This is a genomic window from Vreelandella profundi, from assembly GCF_019722725.1.
Taxonomy (GTDB): Bacteria; Pseudomonadota; Gammaproteobacteria; order Pseudomonadales; family Halomonadaceae; genus Vreelandella; species Vreelandella profundi.
In genome coordinates, this window is sequence record NZ_CP077941.1 from 3,091,782 (window position 1) to 3,110,469 (window position 18,688).

The 18,688-nt window shown below is 52.6% G+C and carries 16 protein-coding genes; 14 read left to right on the plus strand and 2 right to left on the minus strand.

Translation table 11 applies throughout. The features are described from left to right. Positions 1-3 precede the first annotated feature (3 nt). Complete coding sequence (locus tag KUO20_RS16790) at positions 4-132, minus strand: hypothetical protein (protein WP_273543290.1); 129 nt, start codon at positions 130-132, stop codon at positions 4-6. A gap of 62 nt (positions 133-194) precedes the next feature. On the opposite strand from KUO20_RS16790, the gene KUO20_RS14115 reads away from it, so the two are divergent. The 5 genes from KUO20_RS14115 (at position 195) to recQ (ending at position 6,279) form a co-directional block, all read left to right on the plus strand. After that, positions 195-1,322, plus strand: a complete 1,128-nt coding sequence (locus KUO20_RS14115) for an ABC transporter ATP-binding protein (RefSeq protein ID WP_235040469.1) — start codon at positions 195-197, stop codon at positions 1,320-1,322. Positions 1,323-1,339: 17 nt separating this feature from the next. Next, positions 1,340-2,620, plus strand: coding sequence for an ABC transporter substrate-binding protein (locus KUO20_RS14120; protein ID WP_235040470.1), 1,281 nt, complete (start codon positions 1,340-1,342; stop codon positions 2,618-2,620). Positions 2,621-2,685: 65 nt separating this feature from the next. After that, entirely contained in the window at positions 2,686-3,570 is an 885-nt protein-coding gene (locus tag KUO20_RS14125; RefSeq protein ID WP_235040471.1) for a carbohydrate ABC transporter permease, read from the plus strand. After that, the gene (locus tag KUO20_RS14130; protein WP_235040472.1) at positions 3,567-4,406 is read left to right on the plus strand and encodes a carbohydrate ABC transporter permease; all 840 of its coding nucleotides are present in this window, start codon (positions 3,567-3,569) and stop codon (positions 4,404-4,406) included. Before KUO20_RS14125 ends, KUO20_RS14130 begins: the two co-directional genes overlap by 4 nt. 58 nt (positions 4,407-4,464) lie before the next feature. Then, the gene (gene recQ, locus KUO20_RS14135; RefSeq protein ID WP_235040473.1) at positions 4,465-6,279 is read left to right on the plus strand and encodes a DNA helicase RecQ; all 1,815 of its coding nucleotides are present in this window, start codon (positions 4,465-4,467) and stop codon (positions 6,277-6,279) included. Positions 6,280-6,298: 19 nt separating this feature from the next. On the opposite strand, the gene mtnA is transcribed toward recQ, so the two are convergent. After that, positions 6,299-7,315 carry an S-methyl-5-thioribose-1-phosphate isomerase gene (gene mtnA / locus KUO20_RS14140; protein WP_235040474.1) on the minus strand — a complete coding sequence of 339 codons (1,017 nt, stop codon included), beginning with the start codon at positions 7,313-7,315 and terminating at the stop codon, positions 6,299-6,301. A 113-nt stretch (positions 7,316-7,428) separates the two neighbouring features. Between mtnA and mtnB the strand changes: the two genes are divergently transcribed. The 9 genes from mtnB to KUO20_RS14185 all read left to right on the plus strand — a co-directional run bounded on the left by mtnB (position 7,429) and on the right by KUO20_RS14185 (position 18,619). Beyond that, positions 7,429-8,019 carry a methylthioribulose 1-phosphate dehydratase gene (gene mtnB, locus KUO20_RS14145; RefSeq protein ID WP_235040475.1) on the plus strand — a complete coding sequence of 197 codons (591 nt, stop codon included), beginning with the start codon at positions 7,429-7,431 and terminating at the stop codon, positions 8,017-8,019. Further along, positions 8,016-8,732 (plus strand): acireductone synthase, encoded by a 717-nt coding sequence (mtnC, locus tag KUO20_RS14150; RefSeq protein ID WP_235040476.1) that lies wholly within the window; start codon positions 8,016-8,018, stop codon positions 8,730-8,732. The genes mtnB and mtnC overlap by 4 nt, the downstream gene beginning before the upstream one ends. Before the next feature lie 48 nt (positions 8,733-8,780). Then, a complete protein-coding gene (locus KUO20_RS14155; protein WP_235040477.1) occupies positions 8,781-9,329 on the plus strand; it encodes a 1,2-dihydroxy-3-keto-5-methylthiopentene dioxygenase in 549 nt (182 codons plus the stop codon). A gap of 262 nt (positions 9,330-9,591) precedes the next feature. Beyond that, positions 9,592-11,151: a type I restriction-modification system subunit M gene (locus tag KUO20_RS14160; protein ID WP_235040478.1), complete on the plus strand. Its 1,560-nt coding sequence runs from the start codon at positions 9,592-9,594 to the stop codon at positions 11,149-11,151. 1 nt (position 11,152) lies between these two features. After that, the gene (locus KUO20_RS14165) at positions 11,153-12,385 is read left to right on the plus strand and encodes a restriction endonuclease subunit S (protein ID WP_235040479.1); all 1,233 of its coding nucleotides are present in this window, start codon (positions 11,153-11,155) and stop codon (positions 12,383-12,385) included. A gap of 1 nt (position 12,386) precedes the next feature. After that, on the plus strand, positions 12,387-13,514 hold the full coding sequence (locus KUO20_RS14170; protein ID WP_235040480.1) for an ATP-binding protein: 1,128 nt from the start codon (positions 12,387-12,389) through the stop codon (positions 13,512-13,514). Continuing rightward, the gene (locus KUO20_RS14175; RefSeq protein ID WP_235040481.1) at positions 13,507-14,550 is read left to right on the plus strand and encodes a virulence RhuM family protein; all 1,044 of its coding nucleotides are present in this window, start codon (positions 13,507-13,509) and stop codon (positions 14,548-14,550) included. Before KUO20_RS14170 ends, KUO20_RS14175 begins: the two co-directional genes overlap by 8 nt. Beyond that, positions 14,547-15,524: a Fic family protein gene (locus KUO20_RS14180; RefSeq protein WP_235040482.1), complete on the plus strand. Its 978-nt coding sequence runs from the start codon at positions 14,547-14,549 to the stop codon at positions 15,522-15,524. Before KUO20_RS14175 ends, KUO20_RS14180 begins: the two co-directional genes overlap by 4 nt. Continuing rightward, positions 15,521-18,619, plus strand: coding sequence for a type I restriction endonuclease subunit R (locus tag KUO20_RS14185; RefSeq protein ID WP_235040483.1), 3,099 nt, complete (start codon positions 15,521-15,523; stop codon positions 18,617-18,619). Before KUO20_RS14180 ends, KUO20_RS14185 begins: the two co-directional genes overlap by 4 nt. Positions 18,620-18,688 lie beyond the last annotated feature (69 nt).

The window sequence follows — 18,688 nt, forward strand, 5'->3', positions numbered from 1 at the left end:
CGCTTAACCCACGGGCTGAGCGTTTGAACAATCCAGCGTAGCGCGCAGGCTTACGAGCGACGAGACCAGAATCACCAAACCAAGTATTCCCTTGACACCACCAACGTAATCAACCATCCATATAAGTGTCATGTAATGGCAACACCTTCAACCCAAGCTGAACCAATAACAACCAACAGCTGGTGATGAGAGTTATGAGCCAATCGCGTATCCGCCTGGAACGCGTCGCCAAGTGTTGGGGCGCGACCACGGCGGTCGATGATATTTCTTTTGATGTGACTCCCGGGCAATTCGTCATTTTGCTAGGGCCTTCCGGCTGTGGGAAATCCACCACGCTGAGGATGATCGCTGGCCTGGAAGAAGCCAGCAGCGGACGCATTACGATTGGTGAGCGCGATGTCACGCGCTTGCCGCCAGGGGACCGTGGGCTGAGCATGGTGTTTCAGTCCTACGCACTGTTTCCGCACTTAAGCGTTGCCGACAATATCGTTTTTGGCCTACGCAGCCGCAAAGTGCCCAAAGCGGAACAGCGCGAACGGCTGGAAAAAGTTGCCGAACTGGTCGATTTAACCGATTACCTGAACCGTAAACCTGCCCAGCTTTCCGGCGGCCAGCGCCAGCGGGTGGCGTTGGCGCGCTCGATTATTTCCGAACACCCGATCTGTTTGATGGACGAGCCGCTTTCCAATCTGGATGCACGGCTGCGTAGCGATATGCGCAGGGAAATCAAAGCGCTGCAGAGTCGCCTGAACATGACCGTCATCTACGTCACACACGATCAGGTCGAAGCCATGAGCATGGGTGATCGGGTGATTCTGATGGAGCACGGCAAAATCGTGCAGGACGGCACGCCCGACGAGCTATATAACCGCCCAGCGAGCGCCTTTGCAGCTAGCTTTATCGGCAGCCCTGCGATGAACCTGTTACCGCTGATAGCCGGCGAACATGGCGCCATTATTGCGGGTGAACCCAGCGTGTCGGTGGCCCCCCTCGAAGCCACTGGCGGGCAGCTGGGTATCCGCCCTGAAGATATAGAGCTACACCCAGTATCAGCCAATGGCGTACCGGCAACGGTTGTTAGCGAAGAGTATTTAGGTGCCGACACTATCGTCCATGTCACCGTCGGCGGCCATGCACTACGAGTGCGAATAAACGGAAAACTTACCCTAACTAACCCCCTTTGCAGTCTTGCCTGGGCGCCCGAGCATGCCCACCTTTTTGGTATCGACGGCCTGCGCCGCCATGACCTCACACCAAACGCTTTTCCTACCTCACCGCAAACCATTCCCCGCCCACCGAGAGTGGGTTCGTTCCAACACTGATGATTGAGGAGTCTAGTATGCGCTTGCGCCCGCCCTTCGCTTTAACGGCACTGACAGCCGGCCTGTTAAGCGCCGCACAGGTAAACGCTGATAGCGTCGATCTGACCATGTACTACCCGGTCTCGGTGGGCGGTGCACTCACCGACGTTGTGGATAACTTGGTCGAGGAGTTTGAAAGCGAATATCCCGATATCAACGTTGAGGCGATATACGCCGGTAACTATGACGATACCCGCGTGCGCGCCATGTCAGCGATGGAAGCCGGCGACACGCCCCAGCTATCGGTCATGTTCTCAATCGACCTGTACGAGCTGCTTGAGCAAAACGCCATCGTTGCCTTCGACGATCTGGTCGAAACAGATGAAGAGCGCGATTGGCTGGATAGCTTCTACCCAGGCCTGATGGAAAATGGACAGCTAGATGGAAAAACCTACGGCATCCCCTTCCAGCGCTCCACCATCGTGCTGTTCTGGAATAAAGACGCCTTTGAAGCCGCTGGGCTAGACCCAGAAACGCCTCCCGAAAACTGGCAAGAGATGGCAGAAATGGCCGCTACCGTTCGCGAAGCCTCCGGCGGCGATCAGTGGGGCGTGATGGTGCCCTCAACCGGCTATCCCTACTGGATGTTCCAAGCGTTCGCTTATCAAAATGGCCACCGGCTGATGAGTGAAGATGGCACCGAGGTGTATTTTGACGACCCCGCCGCCGTTGAAGCACTGGAGTACTGGGTGTCACTGGCCAGCGAGCATAACGCCATGCCTGATGGAACCATCGAATGGGGTACGCTGCGCCAGAACTTTATTGAGCAATCGACGGCGATGATATGGCACACCACCGGCAACTTAACCGCCGTACGCAGCGAAGCTGATTTTGATTTTGGCGTCGCCATGCTGCCCATGAATACCCAGCGCGGCAGCCCTACCGGCGGCGGCAATTTCTATATTTTTGAAGATTCAACCGAAGCTGAGCAACGTGCGGCGATGACGTTTATTCGCTGGATGACGGCCCCTGAACGCGCCGCCGCCTGGTCGATTGAAACCGGCTATATGGGCGTCAGCCCTGCGGCGTACGAGACCGATGCGCTGCAACGCTATGTAGAAGATTTTGCGCCAGCGGCGGTCGCGCGTGATCAGCTTGAGCACGGCACTGCGGAGCTTTCAACGTACCAAGGCGGCCGTGTGCGGCGGGCGTTAGATAACGCTGTGCAAGCTGCATTAACGGGTCAAATGACACCAGAAGAAGCGCTCAGCCAAGCGCAACAAGAAGCCGAAGGCGTGCTGCGTCGCTACGCCCGCTGATCGTTATATACCACCGAATTTGCCGGGGGCACACCCCGGCTTTTTCTAACGTGCGGTACTCATCTATGACCTTAACCGCTCATCGCAAAATGCAGCTTTATGGCGCGCTCTTGCTGCTGCCTGCCGCGATACTGCTGACCGCCTTTGCCTACCTGCCCACGGTAACCACCGTCATCAATAGCCTATTCTTGCCTGGCTTTCGCGGCGCGCCCACTGAGTTTGTGGGCATTGAGAACTATCAGGTGCTGTTCAACGACCCAACGTTTTGGAAGGTAGCCCGCAACAACTTAGTTTATGCAGTAGGTACGATTCCCACTTCGATCGCGCTGGCATTAGCAATGGCGCTATTCGTCAATGGAAAGCTGCGCGGGCGCGGCTTTGTGCGCATGGCATATTTTACGCCCACTATCCTGCCAATGATTGCCGCGGCCAATATCTGGATGTTCTTCTACGCTCCCCAAATTGGTCTATTCAATAAGCTTTTAGGCGCGTTAGGTTTTTCTGGCGTTAACTGGTTAGGCGATCCTAACGTGGCACTCGGGTCGGTGATTGTTATGTCGGTATGGAAAGAAGCCGGCTTTTTTATGATTTTCTACCTGGCGGCACTGCAGGGCATGCCGCCAGAGCTAAAAGAGGCAGCCGATCTTGAAGGCACTCGCCGCTGGAGCTTCTTCTGGCGCGTCACCTTTCCACTGCTGATGCCCACCACGCTATTTGTGCTGATTAACGCGCTTATTAACGCCGTGCGGGTGGTCGATCATCTATTTATTTTGACCAAGGGCGGGCCCAATAACGCCACCAATCTGCTGCTGTATTACGTCTATGAAAACGCCTTCTCTTTCTTTGACCGCACCACGGCGGCCACGATTACGGTGGTGATTTTGCTAGTGCTTGGCGTGGTAGCAACGCTGAAGTTCACGATTCTTGACCGCAGGACGCACTACCAATGAGCGCAACCACCTACTCGCCACGTGCCAGGTACTTCTCAGTGCCATCGCTGGAAACGGTAGCCGCATGGTTGCTGGCGATTATTTGGGTATTTCCGCTGCTGTATGCCTTTTGGGCGGCGTTCCATCCCAGCGAATTTATGGTGCGCTTTGAGCTCTTCGCCCCGCTTACGCTGGACAACTTTGTTAATGCCTGGTCTCAGGCGCCCTTTGCTCGCTACTACTTAAATACCTTCGCGCTAGTGACGGGGGTAGTGATTGGTCAGTTTGTGGTGTGCACGTTAGCCGCGTTCGCCTTTGCTCGCTTTCCGATTCCCGGTAAGAACGTGCTGTTTATGCTGGTGCTGATCCAGCTGTTTGTGTTTCCCGAAGTGCTGATCGTGGAGAATTATCGCATCGCCAGCGAACTGGGGCTGATCAACACCATCACGGGCGTTGGCTTGCCCTACGTGGCCAGCGCTCTGGGTATTTTTCTGCTCCGCCAGACCTTTAAAACGATTCCCCGCGAGCTGGAGGACGCCGCACGCATTGAAGGCTGCAGCTGGCTCGAAATTCTCTGGAAGGTTTATGTCCCACTGGCTAAGCCCACCTACTTGGCTTACGGGCTGGTATCGATCAGCCACCATTGGAACAACTTTATCTGGCCCTTGGTGGTCACCAACTCGGTGGAAAGCCGACCGCTAACGGTGGGCTTGGGGATTTTTTCCGCGCCGGAAACCGGCGTTAACTGGGCCACCGTGAGTGCGGCTACCCTGCTGAGCATTGCACCACTGCTGGTTGCCTTCCTGCTTTTTCAGCGCCAGTTTGTGCAGTCGTTCCTGCGCGCCGGGATTCGCTAAGCAAACGCGCAAGGGGCTTTCATGCGACAATCTCCGCTCGGCAAAAAGGAGAGCGTGGATGCACGGCGAACCCAACCCGGCGGCCCTCAAGGTGTTGCAGGACGTCTTTGGCTATGACAGCTTTCGCGGCCCGCAGCAGTCGATTATTAATCATGTCGTTGCCGGTGGCGATGCGCTGGTACTGATGCCCACCGGCGGTGGTAAATCGCTGTGCTATCAGATCCCTGCGCTGTTGCGCGAAGGCACTGCGGTCGTAGTGTCGCCCTTGATCGCACTAATGCAGGATCAGGTGGCAGCACTCGTTCAGAACGGCGTCCGGGCGGCGTATCTGAATTCCAGCTTGGACTATCACGAGGCGGTCGACGTGGAAAATCGCCTCCGGGCGGGCGAGCTTGATCTTCTATACGTGGCGCCAGAGCGGCTCGCCACGGCGCGCATGCAGGCGCTTCTGGAGCAGATGCGCATTGCGCTGTTTGCCATCGACGAGGCGCACTGCGTTTCCCAGTGGGGCCATGACTTTCGCCCCGAGTATCGCCAGCTTTCCCAGCTGCACCAGCGCTTCCCCAATGTGCCGAGAATTGCGCTGACCGCCACTGCCGATGTGCCCACCCGCGGCGATATCATAGATCATCTTCAGCTTGGGGAGGCGGCGCTTTACAACAGCGGCTTTGATCGTCCCAACATCCGCTATCACATCGCTGAAAATCAGGGCAACACCCGCGAGCAGCTGCTTCGCTTTATCCGCGAGAACCACAGCGGCGAAGCCGGCATCGTTTACTGTCTCTCCCGGCGCAAGGTGGATGACACCGCCGCTTGGCTTGAACGTCAGGGACTGACTGCGTTGCCCTACCACGCGGGGCTTCCCCCCGAGCAGCGCCAGCACCACCAGACCCGTTTTCTGCGTGAAGACGGCGTAATTGTGGTCGCCACTATCGCCTTTGGCATGGGCATCGACAAACCCGACGTACGCTTTGTCGCGCATCTCAACCTGCCCAAAAGCATTGAAGCCTACTACCAGGAAACCGGCCGCGCCGGGCGCGATGGTCTGCCCGCCGATGCCTGGATGGCCTATGGGCTTCAAGATGTGATTACGCTGCGGCAGATGCAGCAGGACTCCAGCGCTCATGATCATCAAAAGCGCATCGAGCAGCAGAAACTCGACGCCATGCTGGGGCTTTGCGAGATCATCAGCTGCCGTCGTCAGGCGCTATTGCACTACTTTGGCGATTCGCTAGACGAGCCCTGTGGTAACTGCGACAACTGTCTGATCCCGCCCGAGACCTGGAATGCCACCGTGGCAGCGCAGAAAGCGCTGTCGTGTGTCTATCGCACCGAGCAGCGCTTCGGCGTCACCTATCTGGTGGACGTACTGCTGGGTAAGACCAACGAGCGTATCACCCGCTTTGGTCACGATAAGATCAGCACCTTTGGCATCGGCGGTGATCTTTCGGCCAATGAATGGAAGGCGCTGTTTCGCCAGTTGATTGCGAGCGGTTTTCTCAGCGTCGATATGGAGGGTCATGGCGGGATTCGCTTAACGGAAAACGCCAAGCCGGTGCTGCGCGGCGAGCAGCCGCTGACGCTGCGTAAGCCGAGCAAGGCCAAAGCTGTACGACGCGGCAGTAAAGGCGCTTCGGCAACGCAGGGCCACGGCCCTTTGTGGGAAGCCCTGCGCCAGCACCGAAAGGCACTTGCCGAGACTCAGGGCGTGCCTGCCTACGTTATCTTCCACGACGCCACGCTTGCCGAAATGGCCGAACAGAAACCGCAAAATTTGCAGGTACTCGGCGCTATTTCCGGCGTTGGCGCTCGCAAGCTAGAAGATTACGGTGAAGGCTTTCTGGCGGTGATTCTAACTAACGGCGATGCCTAGCCGCTAAGTTTAGCGGCTGTTACCGGCAGTGCTCACCGCGAGCGATAGCGGCGGCGTCAAACACGCCGGTATCCAGCACCCAGCCGGTTACTAAAGACGCTGGCGTAACGTCAAAAGAAGGATTCCACACCGGCGCATTTTCCGGCGCCCAAACGACATTCCCAAAAGCACCGGAGGCGCCACGTATTTCAGCGGCGTCGCGCTGCTCTATCGGAATGTCAGCACCTGTGGCGCAGGCCTTGTCTACCGTGGTGTACGGCGCCACTACGTAGAACGGTACCTGGTGGTAGTGTGCGACAATCGCCAGCATGTAAGTGCCCACTTTATTGGCAAAGTCGCCGTTAGCGCAGATGCGGTCGGCGCCCACCATCACTTTATCCACCTTACCGGCGGCCATTAGGCTTGCGGCCATGCTGTCCGCAATCAGCTGGTACGGAATACCCAGGTCGGCCATTTCCCAGGCGGTTAACCGGCCGCCTTGAAGCAGCGGGCGAGTTTCATTCACGTACACATGCAGCGTTACCCCGCGTTTTTTGGCCACTGCCAGCGCGCCAATCGCCGTGCCGACACCCGCCGTCGCCAGGGCGCCGGTATTGCAGTGAGTCAGCACTTGCTCGCCCTCTGCCAACAAATCCGCACCGCGTTCGGCCATGCGCAAACACAGCTCGCGGTCTTCTTTAAACAGCGCGGCAGCGCGCTCGGCCAAAGCATCCGGCCCTTGGGCAAAGCAGGCCTCCATGGCGTCCAGGCAGTACATCAAATTAACCGCCGTGGGACGCGTTGCCCGTAAGCGATCACTAACCCACTGCCACTCGCTCTCCTGCCCGGGATGTTGCGCGGCATACTGCGCCAGCACAAAGGCAGCACTCAGGCCGATTAACGGCGCGCCGCGAATCGCCAGGCTTTTCACCGCCACCTGCCAATCCTCCGGGCTTGCACAGCGTACCCACGTTTCGGCCTGCGGCAGGCGCGTTTGATCCAGATACTCAAGCGAGTCGGCATACACCCGCAAACTGCGTGATTGAAGATGAGGCATCAGGGGCTCCTTGAGTACTGATTGCAAGAACGGGTGCGGCACATGGCTTATCAGCCGCGAAGCTTATCATATAGAATAAAGGCCTTTGAAAGCGACGCGATGCTGACCCTACAATGACCTCACAAGACGAACTGCTAGCCGCGATTGGCTGGGCCGCTCACAACGGCTGGACCCCAGCCACCGGCGGCAACTTCTCCGCACGCACGGATAACGGCTATCTGGTGACGGCCTCCGGCGTTGATAAAACCTGCGTGACGGCCAACGACCTGCTGCTTTGCAACCTGGACGGTGGCGTGCTTGAAGGTGATGGTAAGCCAAGCGCCGAAAGCGACCTTCACGCTGCGCTCTACCGCTTGGACCCAACGATCGGCTGCGTGTTGCATAGCCATACGGTCGCCAGCACCACCCTGTCGCGTCGCTTTCCAGAGGGTATTGAGCTAAGCGGCTTTGAAATGCAAAAGGCGCTTCAGGGCAACCAGACCCACGCTGCTACTATTAACCTGCCGGTTGTGCCCAATTCTCAGGATATGAGCGAGCTGGCCGATCATGTGCGTACTGGCTGGCCGATGCCATGGGGCTTTCTGGTCGTGGGCCACGGTATTTATGCCGTGGGCAACACTATTGCCGAGTGTCGCCGCCATTTAGAGGCAATCGAGTTTTTACTTGCCTGTGTTCTTGAAGAGAGTCGGTGGTCTAAATCATGAATAACCCAGATATGAATCATCCAGATTTTGATAACACCAGCATTCGCGCCGTGGTCACCGATATCGAAGGCACTACGACAGATATCAGCTTTGTGCATAAGGTGTTGTTTCCTTACGCTCATGACCAGTTGCCCGAGTTCGTTCACAGCCATTCAGCCCAGCCTGATGTAGCCGAGCAGATAGCCGCCGTGCGCGATGAGCTCAAGGCACCGGATGCCTCACTGGATAAAGTGATCGAAACGCTGCTTTACTGGATCGAGACCGACCAAAAAGTCACCCCGCTCAAAGCACTACAGGGCATGATATGGGCCGATGGCTATCAGCGCGCCGCTTTCAAAGGGCATCTTTATAGCGATGTTGCCCCGCACCTTCGTCAGTGGGCAGACGCCGGGAAGCAACTTTATGTCTACTCGTCAGGCTCGGTTCAAGCGCAAAAGCTGCTGTTTGGTTACAGCACAGAGGGCGATTTGACGCCGCTCTTCAGCGGCTATTTCGACACCCATATTGGCCACAAGCGCGAAGCCCCGGCGTATCAGCATATTGTCAGCAAGCTACAGCTTCCCGCCGATGAAATCCTGTTTCTATCCGATGTAGTAGAAGAGCTGGACGCCGCCAAGCAGGCGGGCATGCAAACACTGCAGCTGGTGCGTGAAGGCACGCAGGCAGGGACACAGCACGCTTGGGTGACAAGCTTCGATGAGATCAATCTCTAACGATTTAGTCTTTAACGGTTCAAGTATTCACTAGCGGAGAGCGCCTTAATGTCACAACTCAAAGTATTTGCCGATCAAGACCCGAACAGCGTATTGATCAACATCACCGACGGCGAGCAAATCAAGGCCGAGCTAAACCGTGTCAACGTGCTGTTCGAGCGCTGGGCAACGCCGGGCGAAATTGCTGACGATGCAACTCAAGATGACATACTGGCGCTCTACCAGGATGACATTGAGCGGCTAAAAGCCCAGGGCGGCTACCAAACGGTTGACGTGCTGCACATGGTGCCCACGCACCCCGAAAAAGACGCCATGCGCCAGAAGTTCTTGAACGAGCACCGCCATCACGAAGACGAAGTGCGCTTTTTCGTCAAAGGTCAGGGGCTGTTCTGCCTGCATATTGAAGACAAGGTGTATCAGGTGCTGTGCACCCGCAACGACCTAATCAGCGTGCCCGCCAATACGCCCCACTGGTTTGATATGGGCCCTGCCCCTGAATTCACTGCGCTACGCTTTTTCGATAACGTGGAAGGCTGGGTGCCCCACTGGACCGAAAGCGATATCGCTGGAAAGTTTGATCGGATTGATCAGCTTTAAACAGGCGAATTAAACAACGCGGCGGATTTCAACATCTGTCGCCTTTACGGGCCCGTCGGGCTACGCTGAATAAAAAACCATTTATAATCATGCTATTAAAAACTTTAGACGGCTATCGAACCCATTGACCCCGGTGGGTTCGATAGTCGCCTGAACACTGAGTTAGTGCAGTCTATTTGAAAGAACGAATAACACCAAATGATAGAACCGTTAAAAAATAAGCGCTGGCGTTACCAAACTGATAGTGGAAAGGAAGAAACCTATGACAAGCATCCAACAACGCGCCGCGCTACAACGCCAAATCTGGGCCATTGCCAACGATGTGCGCGGCTCAGTGGATGGCTGGGATTTTAAGCATTTCGTGCTTGGCACTCTATTTTACCGTTTTATAAGCGAAAATTTTGTTATTTACATCGAAGCCGGTGATGACAGCGTCAACTATGCAGAGCTGCCCGATAGCGTGATCACGCCCGATATCAAAGACGATGCTATTAAAACCAAGGGCTACTTTATTTACCCCAGCCAGCTGTTCAGCAAGGTGGCTAAAAGCGCCAATACCAACCAAAGCCTGAACACCGACCTGGCAGCTATCTTTTCGAATATTGAGAACTCCGCCAACGGCTATGCTTCGGAAGCCGACATTAAAGGCCTATTCGCTGATTTTGATACCACCAGCAACCGGCTGGGGAGCACCGTAAAAGACAAAAACACCCGCTTGGCGCATGTGCTAAAGGGTGTCGCCGGGTTGGATTTTGGCCATGATTTTTTTGAGGAAGGTGAAGACAGCCAGATTGACCTGTTTGGTGATGCCTACGAATTTCTGATTTCCAACTATGCCGCGAATGCGGGCAAATCCGGCGGTGAGTTTTTTACTCCGCAGCATGTGTCCCGGCTGATTGCTCAACTGGCCATGCACAAGCAGACCAGCGTTAACAAGATTTACGACCCCGCAGCGGGCAGTGGCTCGCTGCTGCTGCAAGCCAAAAAGCACTTTGATAATCACATCATTGAGGAAGGTTTTTACGGCCAGGAGATTAACCACACCACCTACAACCTGGCCCGCATGAACATGTTCTTGCACAACATCAACTACGACAAGTTCGATATTCAGCTGGGCAACACCCTGACCAACCCGCATTTTGGCGATGAAAAACCCTTTGACGCCATCGTCTCCAATCCGCCTTACTCGGTGAAGTGGATCGGCAGTGATGACCCCACCCTGATCAACGATGATCGCTTTGCTCCTGCTGGGGTGCTGGCCCCTAAATCCAAGGCCGATTTTGCCTTTGTGCTCCATGCACTCAACTACCTTTCCAGCAAAGGCCGGGCGGCGATTGTGTGCTTTCCGGGTATTTTTTACCGTGGCGGTGCCGAGCAGAAGATCCGAAAATACTTGGTCGATAACAACTATGTGGAAACGGTGATCTCGCTGGCTCCTAATTTATTTTTTGGCACCACCATCGCGGTAACGATTCTGGTGCTGGCCAAACATAAAAGCGAAACGACGACCCAGTTTATCGATGCCAGCGATCTATTCAAAAAAGAAACCAACAACAACGTCCTAACGGATGAACATATCAAGCAGATCATGGCGGTGTTTGATAGCAAAGAAAATATCGATTACCTAGCCCGCTCCGTGCCTCTGGAAGAAGTCGCTGCAAATGACTACAACCTTTCCGTGAGCAGCTACGTTGTAGCTGAGGACACCCGAGAGAAAACCGACATCACTCAGCTAAATGCCGAGCTAAAAACTACCGTGGCCAAAATTGATCAGCTACGGACGGATATTGATGCAATCGTCGCGGAAATCGAGGGGGCTTGAGATGAGTGAACTGAATTTTATGGACAAGCTACTGGATAGGGTGGATGTGGAGTGGAAGCCACTTTCCGATGTGGCTGAATATGTCCGAGGTCTGACTTATAGCAAAGCCAATGAGAGCAGCGATGGATCAGGTTATAAGGTTCTGAGAGCAAATAACATTACGCTTTCCGGAAGCACCATAAATTTTGACGATGTAAAGATTGTGAAGCATGAAACCAAAGTAAAGGCTTCGCAAAAACTGTATAAGAATGATATTTTGATAAGTGCCGCAAGCGGCAGCCGAGAGCATGTCGGAAAAGTCGCCTTTATCAATTCAGACATCGACTTCTATTTTGGCGGATTCATGGGGGTTGTTAGGTGCCACCGTGGTATTAACCCACGATTTTTGTTCCATGTGCTCACGAGTGGGATTTTTCAAAAACACCTCGATGAAATGCTTAAAAGCTCGACCATAAATAATTTAAGCTCATCGGTAATGAATGCTTTCCAAATCCCCATCCCCTACCCAGACAACCCCAAAAAATCGCTGAAGATTCAGGCCGAAATCGTCCGTATTCTGGACGCATTTACCGCCATGACCGCCGAGCTGACCACCGAGCTGACCACCGAGCTTAATCTGCGTAAAAAACAATACAACCACTACCGCGACCAGTTGTTGAGTTTTGAGGAAGGGGAAGTGGAGTGGAAAAAGCTGGGTAAGGTGGCAGCAAATCTCGATTCTAGAAGAAGGCCAATCACAAGCGGCTTAAGGCAACCAGGGAGTATTCCTTATTACGGGGCATCTGGCGTTGTCGATTATGTAAAAGACTACATTTTCGATGGTGATTTTCTACTCGTTTCTGAAGATGGTGCAAATTTATTGGCTCGCAATACGCCTATAGCGTTCAGTATCAGCGGGAAGACGTGGGTTAACAATCACGCTCACGTCCTTAAGTTTGATACCTATGCCGAGCGAAGATATGTTGAGTATTATCTGAACAGTATTGACTTAATTCCATACATATCGGGCGCAGCGCAACCGAAGCTGAATAAAAAGAATTTAGAAAGTATCCCTATTCCAAACCCCTCACCAGAGGAAAAAGAGCGGATCGTCGCCATCCTCGACAAATTCGATACTCTCACGGCCTCCATCAGCGAAGGCCTGCCACGCGAAATCGAATTGCGCCAAAAGCAGTATGAATACTACCGCGATCTGCTGCTGAGCTTTCCTAAGTCAGGCAAGGAGGCCGCGTAGTATGAGCAAAACGCTAATGGATATAGCCGAAGACTTAAGGAATGCCCCCAAAAAGGTGCAACTTATCTATGCCTTTAATGGTTCGGGTAAAACGCGCCTCTCACGTGAGCTCAAGCAGCTTATTACCAAAGATAATTGTGAAGGTGACGAAGCAGCACCTTCACGTGAAAAATTCCTGTATTACAACGCCTTTACCGAAGACCTGTTCTATTGGGATAACGATTTGGAGGGTGACGCCGAGCCAAAACTAAAAATTCAGCCCAATTCCTATACCAATTGGTTGCTCACGCTATTGAAAGACCTTGGTCAGGATGCGAATATTGCTGCGTACTTTCAGCACTTCACGAATGACAAACTTACTCCTCATTTTAGCGAAGATTTCAGCGAAGTGACCTTTTCACTGGAGCGGGGCAATAATGATAGAGAGATCAATTTAAAAATTTCTAAAGGTGAAGAAAGTAACTTTATCTGGAGTATTTTCTACACATTACTGGACCAAGTAATTACGATTCGTAATGTGGCTGAAATAGAAGAACGAGAGACCGATCAGTTTGATCAGTTGGAGTATGTATTTATTGATGATCCGGTAAGTTCTCTGGATGAAAACCATCTGATTGAGCTGGCGGTCAATTTGGCCACCCTTATCAAATCCAGCCCATCTAATTTAAAATTTATTATTACTACTCATAGCCCCCTATTTTATAACGTGCTCTACAATGAGTTGAATAGTAAAGCCTGTTATCTGTTGGAACGTTTTGAAGATGGCACTTTCCTGCTTGCAGAGAAGAATGGCGATTCTAACAAAAGTTTTTCTTACCATTTGTATTTAAAACAGATCCTTGAAAAAGCAATTTCTGAAAACAAAATACAGAAGTATCATTTCACACTTTTGCGCAACCTATATGAAAAAACTGCCAGTTTCCTGGGTTACAGGTATTGGTCAGAACTTTTGCCAGACGATAAGCAGACCTATTTTAACCGTATTATTCAGTTTACCAGTCACTCAACATTGTCGAATGAGGTTATAGCTGAGCCCAGTGGGCCAGAAAAGAATACGGTAGCCTTACTACTGAAGCACTTGGTGAACAACTACGGCTTTTGGCAGCAGGAAGAAGAAGCGCATGGATAAAAATACTTTAAGTCTGCAGGATCAAACTTCCGACTTTCTGCTCTACACCGCGCCCAGTGGAGCGGTTAAAGTTGAGGTGCTGCTTAGTAACGAGACGATTTGGCTGACTCAAGAGCGCATGGCCGCCTTGTTCGGTGTTCAGCGCCCCGCCATTACCAAGCACCTTAAGAACATCTTTGACAGCGGAGAGTTACAAGAAGACGTGGTGGTTTCCATTTTGGAACATACCACTGAACACGGCGCCATTGCGGGCAAAACCCAAACCAAGCAGGTGAAATACTACAACCTCGACGCCGTTATTTCTGTTGGGTACCGAGTTAACTCGACGCAGGCCACCCAATTCCGCATCTGGGCAACAAAGCTGATTAAAGAATACATCATCAAAGGCTTTGCCATGGATGATGAGCGCCTCAAGAATGGCCGCTATTTTGGCAAGGACTACTTCAAGGAGCTATTGGAGCGGGTGCGCTCTATACGCGCGAGCGAGCGGCGCGTTTATCAGCAGATCACTGATATTTTTGCTGAATGTAGCATCGATTATGATCCTAAATCGAAAACCACCCAGCAGTTCTATGCCCACGTTCAGGATAAGTTTCATTTTGCCATTACCGGCCATACCGCAGCCGAGATCATTGCGCTGAAAGCAGATGCCAGCAAACCCTTGATGGGCATGAGCACTTATAAAAATGCACCGGATGGGCGAGTATTAAAGTCGGATACAATCGTCGCGAAAAACTACTTGAGTGAAAATGAAATAAAACAGCTGGAGCGCGCCGTATCTGCGTTTTTTGATTATATTGAGGGCATCATTGAACGGCGCAATACTTTTACGATGGAGCGCTTTGCTGAGAGTGTCGATAAATTCCTAACATTCAATGAGTATGAAATTCTTGAAGGCTATGGAACAGTGTCTCGCAAGCATGCAGAGCAAAAGGCTCATGCTGAATACGACCAATTCAATAAGCAGCAGCGTATTGAGTCGGACTTCGACCGAGAGATCAAACAGCGGCTGAGTAGGCAGGATAAAGACGCATGAGCTACCAGCCGCCTTTCACCATCACCAGCGAAATCCTGAATTTGGTGGCCGACATCAGCCAGCAAGTCGGTCGACTGGATGCCAGTGCGCTGAATGCTTCGCCGCAGTTACGCAAGCAGAACCGCATCAAAACCCTGGCAGGCACGCTGGCGATTGAAGGCAATACCCTCACCGAAGAGCAGATCACGGCGATGATTGAGGGTAAGTCGGTGCTGGGCAGCGTGCGTGAGCTGGCAGAAGTAAAAGGGGCCATTGCTGCCTATGATGCCCTGCCCACTTGGCAACCAGGCAACTTAGATCATCTGCTGACGGCACACGGCTTGATGATGTCGGAGATTCTGACCAACGCAGGGCGTTTTCGCGACAAGGCGGTAGGCATTCAAAAAGGCAAGGAGGTGCATCATGTGGCACCTCCCGCCCACCAGGTATCAGGCTTAATGGCGGATTTAGCCCAATGGTTGAAGCAGGCTAAGGATCATCCGCTGATTACCAGCAGTGTGTTTCATTACGAATTTGAGTTCATTCACCCCTTCAGTGATGGCAATGGGCGAATGGGGCGTTTGTGGCAAACTTTGATTCTGTCGCAGTGGCATCCGTTGTTTTTGTCTCTACCGCTGGAAAGTGTGATAAAAGATCACCAGCAGCAGTATTACCAGGCACTGGAAGACGCTGACCAGCATGCCGATAGCACACTCTTTATCCACTTCATGCTCTCGGTGATTGCCCAAACCCTGGCACAAAACGCCCCTGTAAACGTCTCTGTAAACGCCCCTGTAAATATCGATGGGCTGAAAACGCCCGAGGCTATCTTGCGTTTATTGCATGATGACAACCAACTCACCCGCCAAGAGCTTGCCGAGCGGATCGGCAAAGATGTTCGCACCATCGCCCGTGCCATCGCCAAACTGCAGCAAGCGGGCACGTTAACTCGAATTGGCTCGGACAAAGCCGGACACTGGGAGATCCACCTGTGACAACGTACACGCCCATCGCTGAATCCAACAATTTCATTGTCTTGGAAAGATACAGCAAGGATTGGAAGGTGGCCGAGAGCTACCAGAGTGAAGATGCCCTGGAGCAGGAGCTGATTCAGGATCTGGTCAATCAGGGCTATGAGTACCTGCCCGGCCTCAATAGCGCTAATGCGCTGTTAGCCAACGTGCGTGTGCAGCTGCAGGCGTTAAATCAGGTGGCGTTTTCAGAAAGCGAATGGCAGCGTTTTGTCGAAACCTACCTGGATAAACCCAGCGACAGCAGTGTGGATAAAAGCCGTAAGATTCACGACGACTACATTCACGATTTTACCTTCGATGATGGCCGCATCCAGAATATCTACTTGGTCGATAAGAAGACCATTGCCCGCAATAAGGTGCAGGTGATCAAGCAGTTTTCACAAACCGGCAGCCACGCCAACCGCTATGATGTCACCCTTTTGGTCAACGGCTTGCCCTTGATGCAGGTGGAACTGAAAAAACGCGGAGTGGCGATCCGCGAGGCCTTTAATCAGGTGCATCGCTACAGCAAGGAGAGCTTTAACAGCGAGCACTCCCTGTTCAAGTATTTGCAGTTGTTTGTGATTAGCAATGGCACCGACAGCCGCTACTTTGCTAACACCACAAAGCGCAATAAAAACAGTTTCGACTTCACCATGAACTGGGCGCAGGCAGATAACACCCTGATCAAAGACCTGAAGGACGTTACAGCGACTTTTTTACAGAAGAACACCCTGCTGAATGTTCTCCTGCACTATTCGGTGTTTGATATCGACAACACCCTACTGGTCATGCGCCCTTATCAGATTGCCGCCACCGAGCGAATTCTGTGGAAGGTGAGAAGCTCGTTTGAAGCCAAAAACTGGAGTACGCCTGAAAGCGGCGGGTATATTTGGCATACCACCGGCTCGGGCAAAACCCTAACCAGCTTTAAAGCGGCACGCTTGGCCACTGAGCTGGAATTTATCGACAAGGTGTTTTTCGTGGTAGACAGGAAAGACCTGGACTACCAAACCATGAAGGAGTACCAGCGCTTTTCCCCCGACAGCGTGAACGGCTCAGACAACACGGCAGGGCTGAAGAGGAACATTGAGAAAGACGATAACAAGATCATCGTCACCACTATCCAAAAGCTCAACAACCTGATGAAGAGCGAAGCCAGCCTGCCCATCTATAAAAAGCAGGTGGTGTTCATTTTTGACGAGTGTCACCGCAGCCAGTTTGGTGAGGCACAGAAAAACCTGAAAAAGAAATTCAAGCGGTTCTACCAGTTTGGTTTTACCGGTACGCCCATTTTCCCGCAAAACGCGTTAGGTGCTGACACCACCGCCAGTGTGTTTGGCCGCGAGCTGCACTCTTATGTCATCACCGATGCCATTCGGGATGAAAAAGTGCTCAAGTTCAAGGTGGATTACAACGATGTGCGACCCAAATTCAAGGCGTTAGAAACCGAGCAGGATGAGAAAAAGCTAAGCGCCGCCGAGAACAAGCAGGCGTTGCAACACCCGGATCGCATTCGGGAGATTTCTCGCTATATCCTGCATCACTACCGCCAGAAGACGCACCGTCTGCAAGGGAACCACCAGGGCTTTAACGCCATGTTCGCGGTGAGCAGCGTGGAAGCGGCCAAACTCTATTACCAGACGCTGAGTGAGCTTCAACGTGATAGTGACAGGCCGCTGAAAATTGCCACAATTTTTTCTTATACCGCCAATGAAGAGCAGGATGCCGTAGGCGATATTGTGGATGAAAGCTTTAATGTGTCGGCTATGAACGCCAGTGCCAAGGAATTTTTAAGTGCTGCCATCGACGACTACAACGTTTACTTCAAAACCACTTACAGCGTGGACAGCAACGGCTTTCAGAACTACTACCGCGACCTAGCCAAGCGGGTAAAAGCCAAGGAAATCGACCTGCTGATCGTGGTCGGCATGTTCCTGACTGGCTTTGATGCACCAACGCTGAACACCCTGTTTGTCGATAAGAACCTGCGCTATCACGGTTTGATGCAGGCATTCTCACGTACAAACCGCATTTATGATGCCACCAAGGCGTTTGGTAATATCGTCACCTTCCGCGATTTGGAAAAGGCCACGGTGGATGCCATCACCCTGTTTGGGGATAAAAACACCAAAAATGTGGTTTTAGAAAAGAGCTACAAGGAGTACATGGAAGGTTTTACCGACCTAGTGACAGGCCATGCAAGGCGCGGTTTTATGGAAGTGGTCGCCGACCTGGAGCACAACTTTCCTGATCCTGCTGCCATCGAAAAGGAAGCAGACAAAAAAGCTTTTGCTAAGGTCTTTGGCGAGTATCTGCGCGTAGAAAATGTGCTGCAAAACTACGACGAGTTTGCCAGCTTGAAAGCTTTGCAAAGCCTCGACACCAGCGATCAAGAGGCGGTTGAGGCCTTTAAAGCAGAACATTACTTGGACGATGAAAAACTGGCTGAACTGCAAAGCATTCGATTACCCGCCGAGCGTAAGATTCAGGATTATCGCTCGACCTACAACGACATCCGGGACTGGCAGCGCCGTCAAAAATCCGCCCAAGAAAAAGAAACATCCACCCTCGACTGGGATGATGTGGAGTTTGAGGTGGACCTGCTGAAGTCCCAAGAGATCAACCTGGATTACATCCTAGGGCTGATCTTTGAGCACAATAAAAAAACCAAAAGCAAAGCAGATTTGGTTCAAGAGGTGCGGCGAGTTATCCGTGCAAGCCTTGGCAATCGCGCTAAAGAAGACCTGGTCGTTGATTTCATCAACCAGACCGACCTGGATCAGATCGGTGAGAAAGCCAGTGTGATTGAGGCCTTCTTTACCTTTGCCCAGGCTGAACAGCACCGCGAGGCCGAAGAGCTGATTGATTCAGAGAATCTCAAGGCAGACGAAGCCCGGCGCTACATCACCACCTCGCTCAAGCGGGAATATGCCAGTGAGAAAGGCACCGAACTGAACAGCCTGTTACCGAAAATGAGCCCACTGAACCCACAGTACCTCACCAAAAAGCAGAGCGTGTTTCAGAAAATTGTGGCGTTTGTGGAGAAATTCAAAGGCGTAGGGGGGAGGGTTTGATAAGGCAGAACGCTATCTGTTACAGCGTGACGGTGTGGCTCATTGCGGGCTCCATTTCAGGAAAAGACG

Bases quoted from the DNA above. Each gene is read 5' to 3' on its own strand.
- KUO20_RS14160 (WP_235040478.1), top strand. From the start codon at position 9,592: ATGACAAGCATCCAACAACGCGCCGCGCTACAACGCCAAATCTGGGCC.
- mtnB (WP_235040475.1), top strand. From the start codon at position 7,429: ATGACCTCACAAGACGAACTGCTAGCCGCGATTGGCTGGGCCGCTCAC.
- KUO20_RS14165 (WP_235040479.1), top strand. From the start codon at position 11,153: ATGAGTGAACTGAATTTTATGGACAAGCTACTGGATAGGGTGGATGTG.
- mtnC (WP_235040476.1), top strand. From the start codon at position 8,016: ATGAATAACCCAGATATGAATCATCCAGATTTTGATAACACCAGCATT.
- KUO20_RS14120 (WP_235040470.1), top strand. From the start codon at position 1,340: ATGCGCTTGCGCCCGCCCTTCGCTTTAACGGCACTGACAGCCGGCCTG.
- KUO20_RS14180 (WP_235040482.1), top strand. From the start codon at position 14,547: ATGAGCTACCAGCCGCCTTTCACCATCACCAGCGAAATCCTGAATTTG.
- KUO20_RS16790 (WP_273543290.1), bottom strand. From the start codon at position 132: ATGACACTTATATGGATGGTTGATTACGTTGGTGGTGTCAAGGGAATA.
- KUO20_RS14130 (WP_235040472.1), top strand. From the start codon at position 3,567: ATGAGCGCAACCACCTACTCGCCACGTGCCAGGTACTTCTCAGTGCCA.
- mtnA (WP_235040474.1), bottom strand. From the start codon at position 7,315: ATGCCTCATCTTCAATCACGCAGTTTGCGGGTGTATGCCGACTCGCTT.
- KUO20_RS14175 (WP_235040481.1), top strand. From the start codon at position 13,507: ATGGATAAAAATACTTTAAGTCTGCAGGATCAAACTTCCGACTTTCTG.
- recQ (WP_235040473.1), top strand. From the start codon at position 4,465: ATGCACGGCGAACCCAACCCGGCGGCCCTCAAGGTGTTGCAGGACGTC.
- KUO20_RS14155 (WP_235040477.1), top strand. From the start codon at position 8,781: ATGTCACAACTCAAAGTATTTGCCGATCAAGACCCGAACAGCGTATTG.
- KUO20_RS14115 (WP_235040469.1), top strand. From the start codon at position 195: ATGAGCCAATCGCGTATCCGCCTGGAACGCGTCGCCAAGTGTTGGGGC.
- KUO20_RS14170 (WP_235040480.1), top strand. From the start codon at position 12,387: ATGAGCAAAACGCTAATGGATATAGCCGAAGACTTAAGGAATGCCCCC.
- KUO20_RS14125 (WP_235040471.1), top strand. From the start codon at position 2,686: ATGACCTTAACCGCTCATCGCAAAATGCAGCTTTATGGCGCGCTCTTG.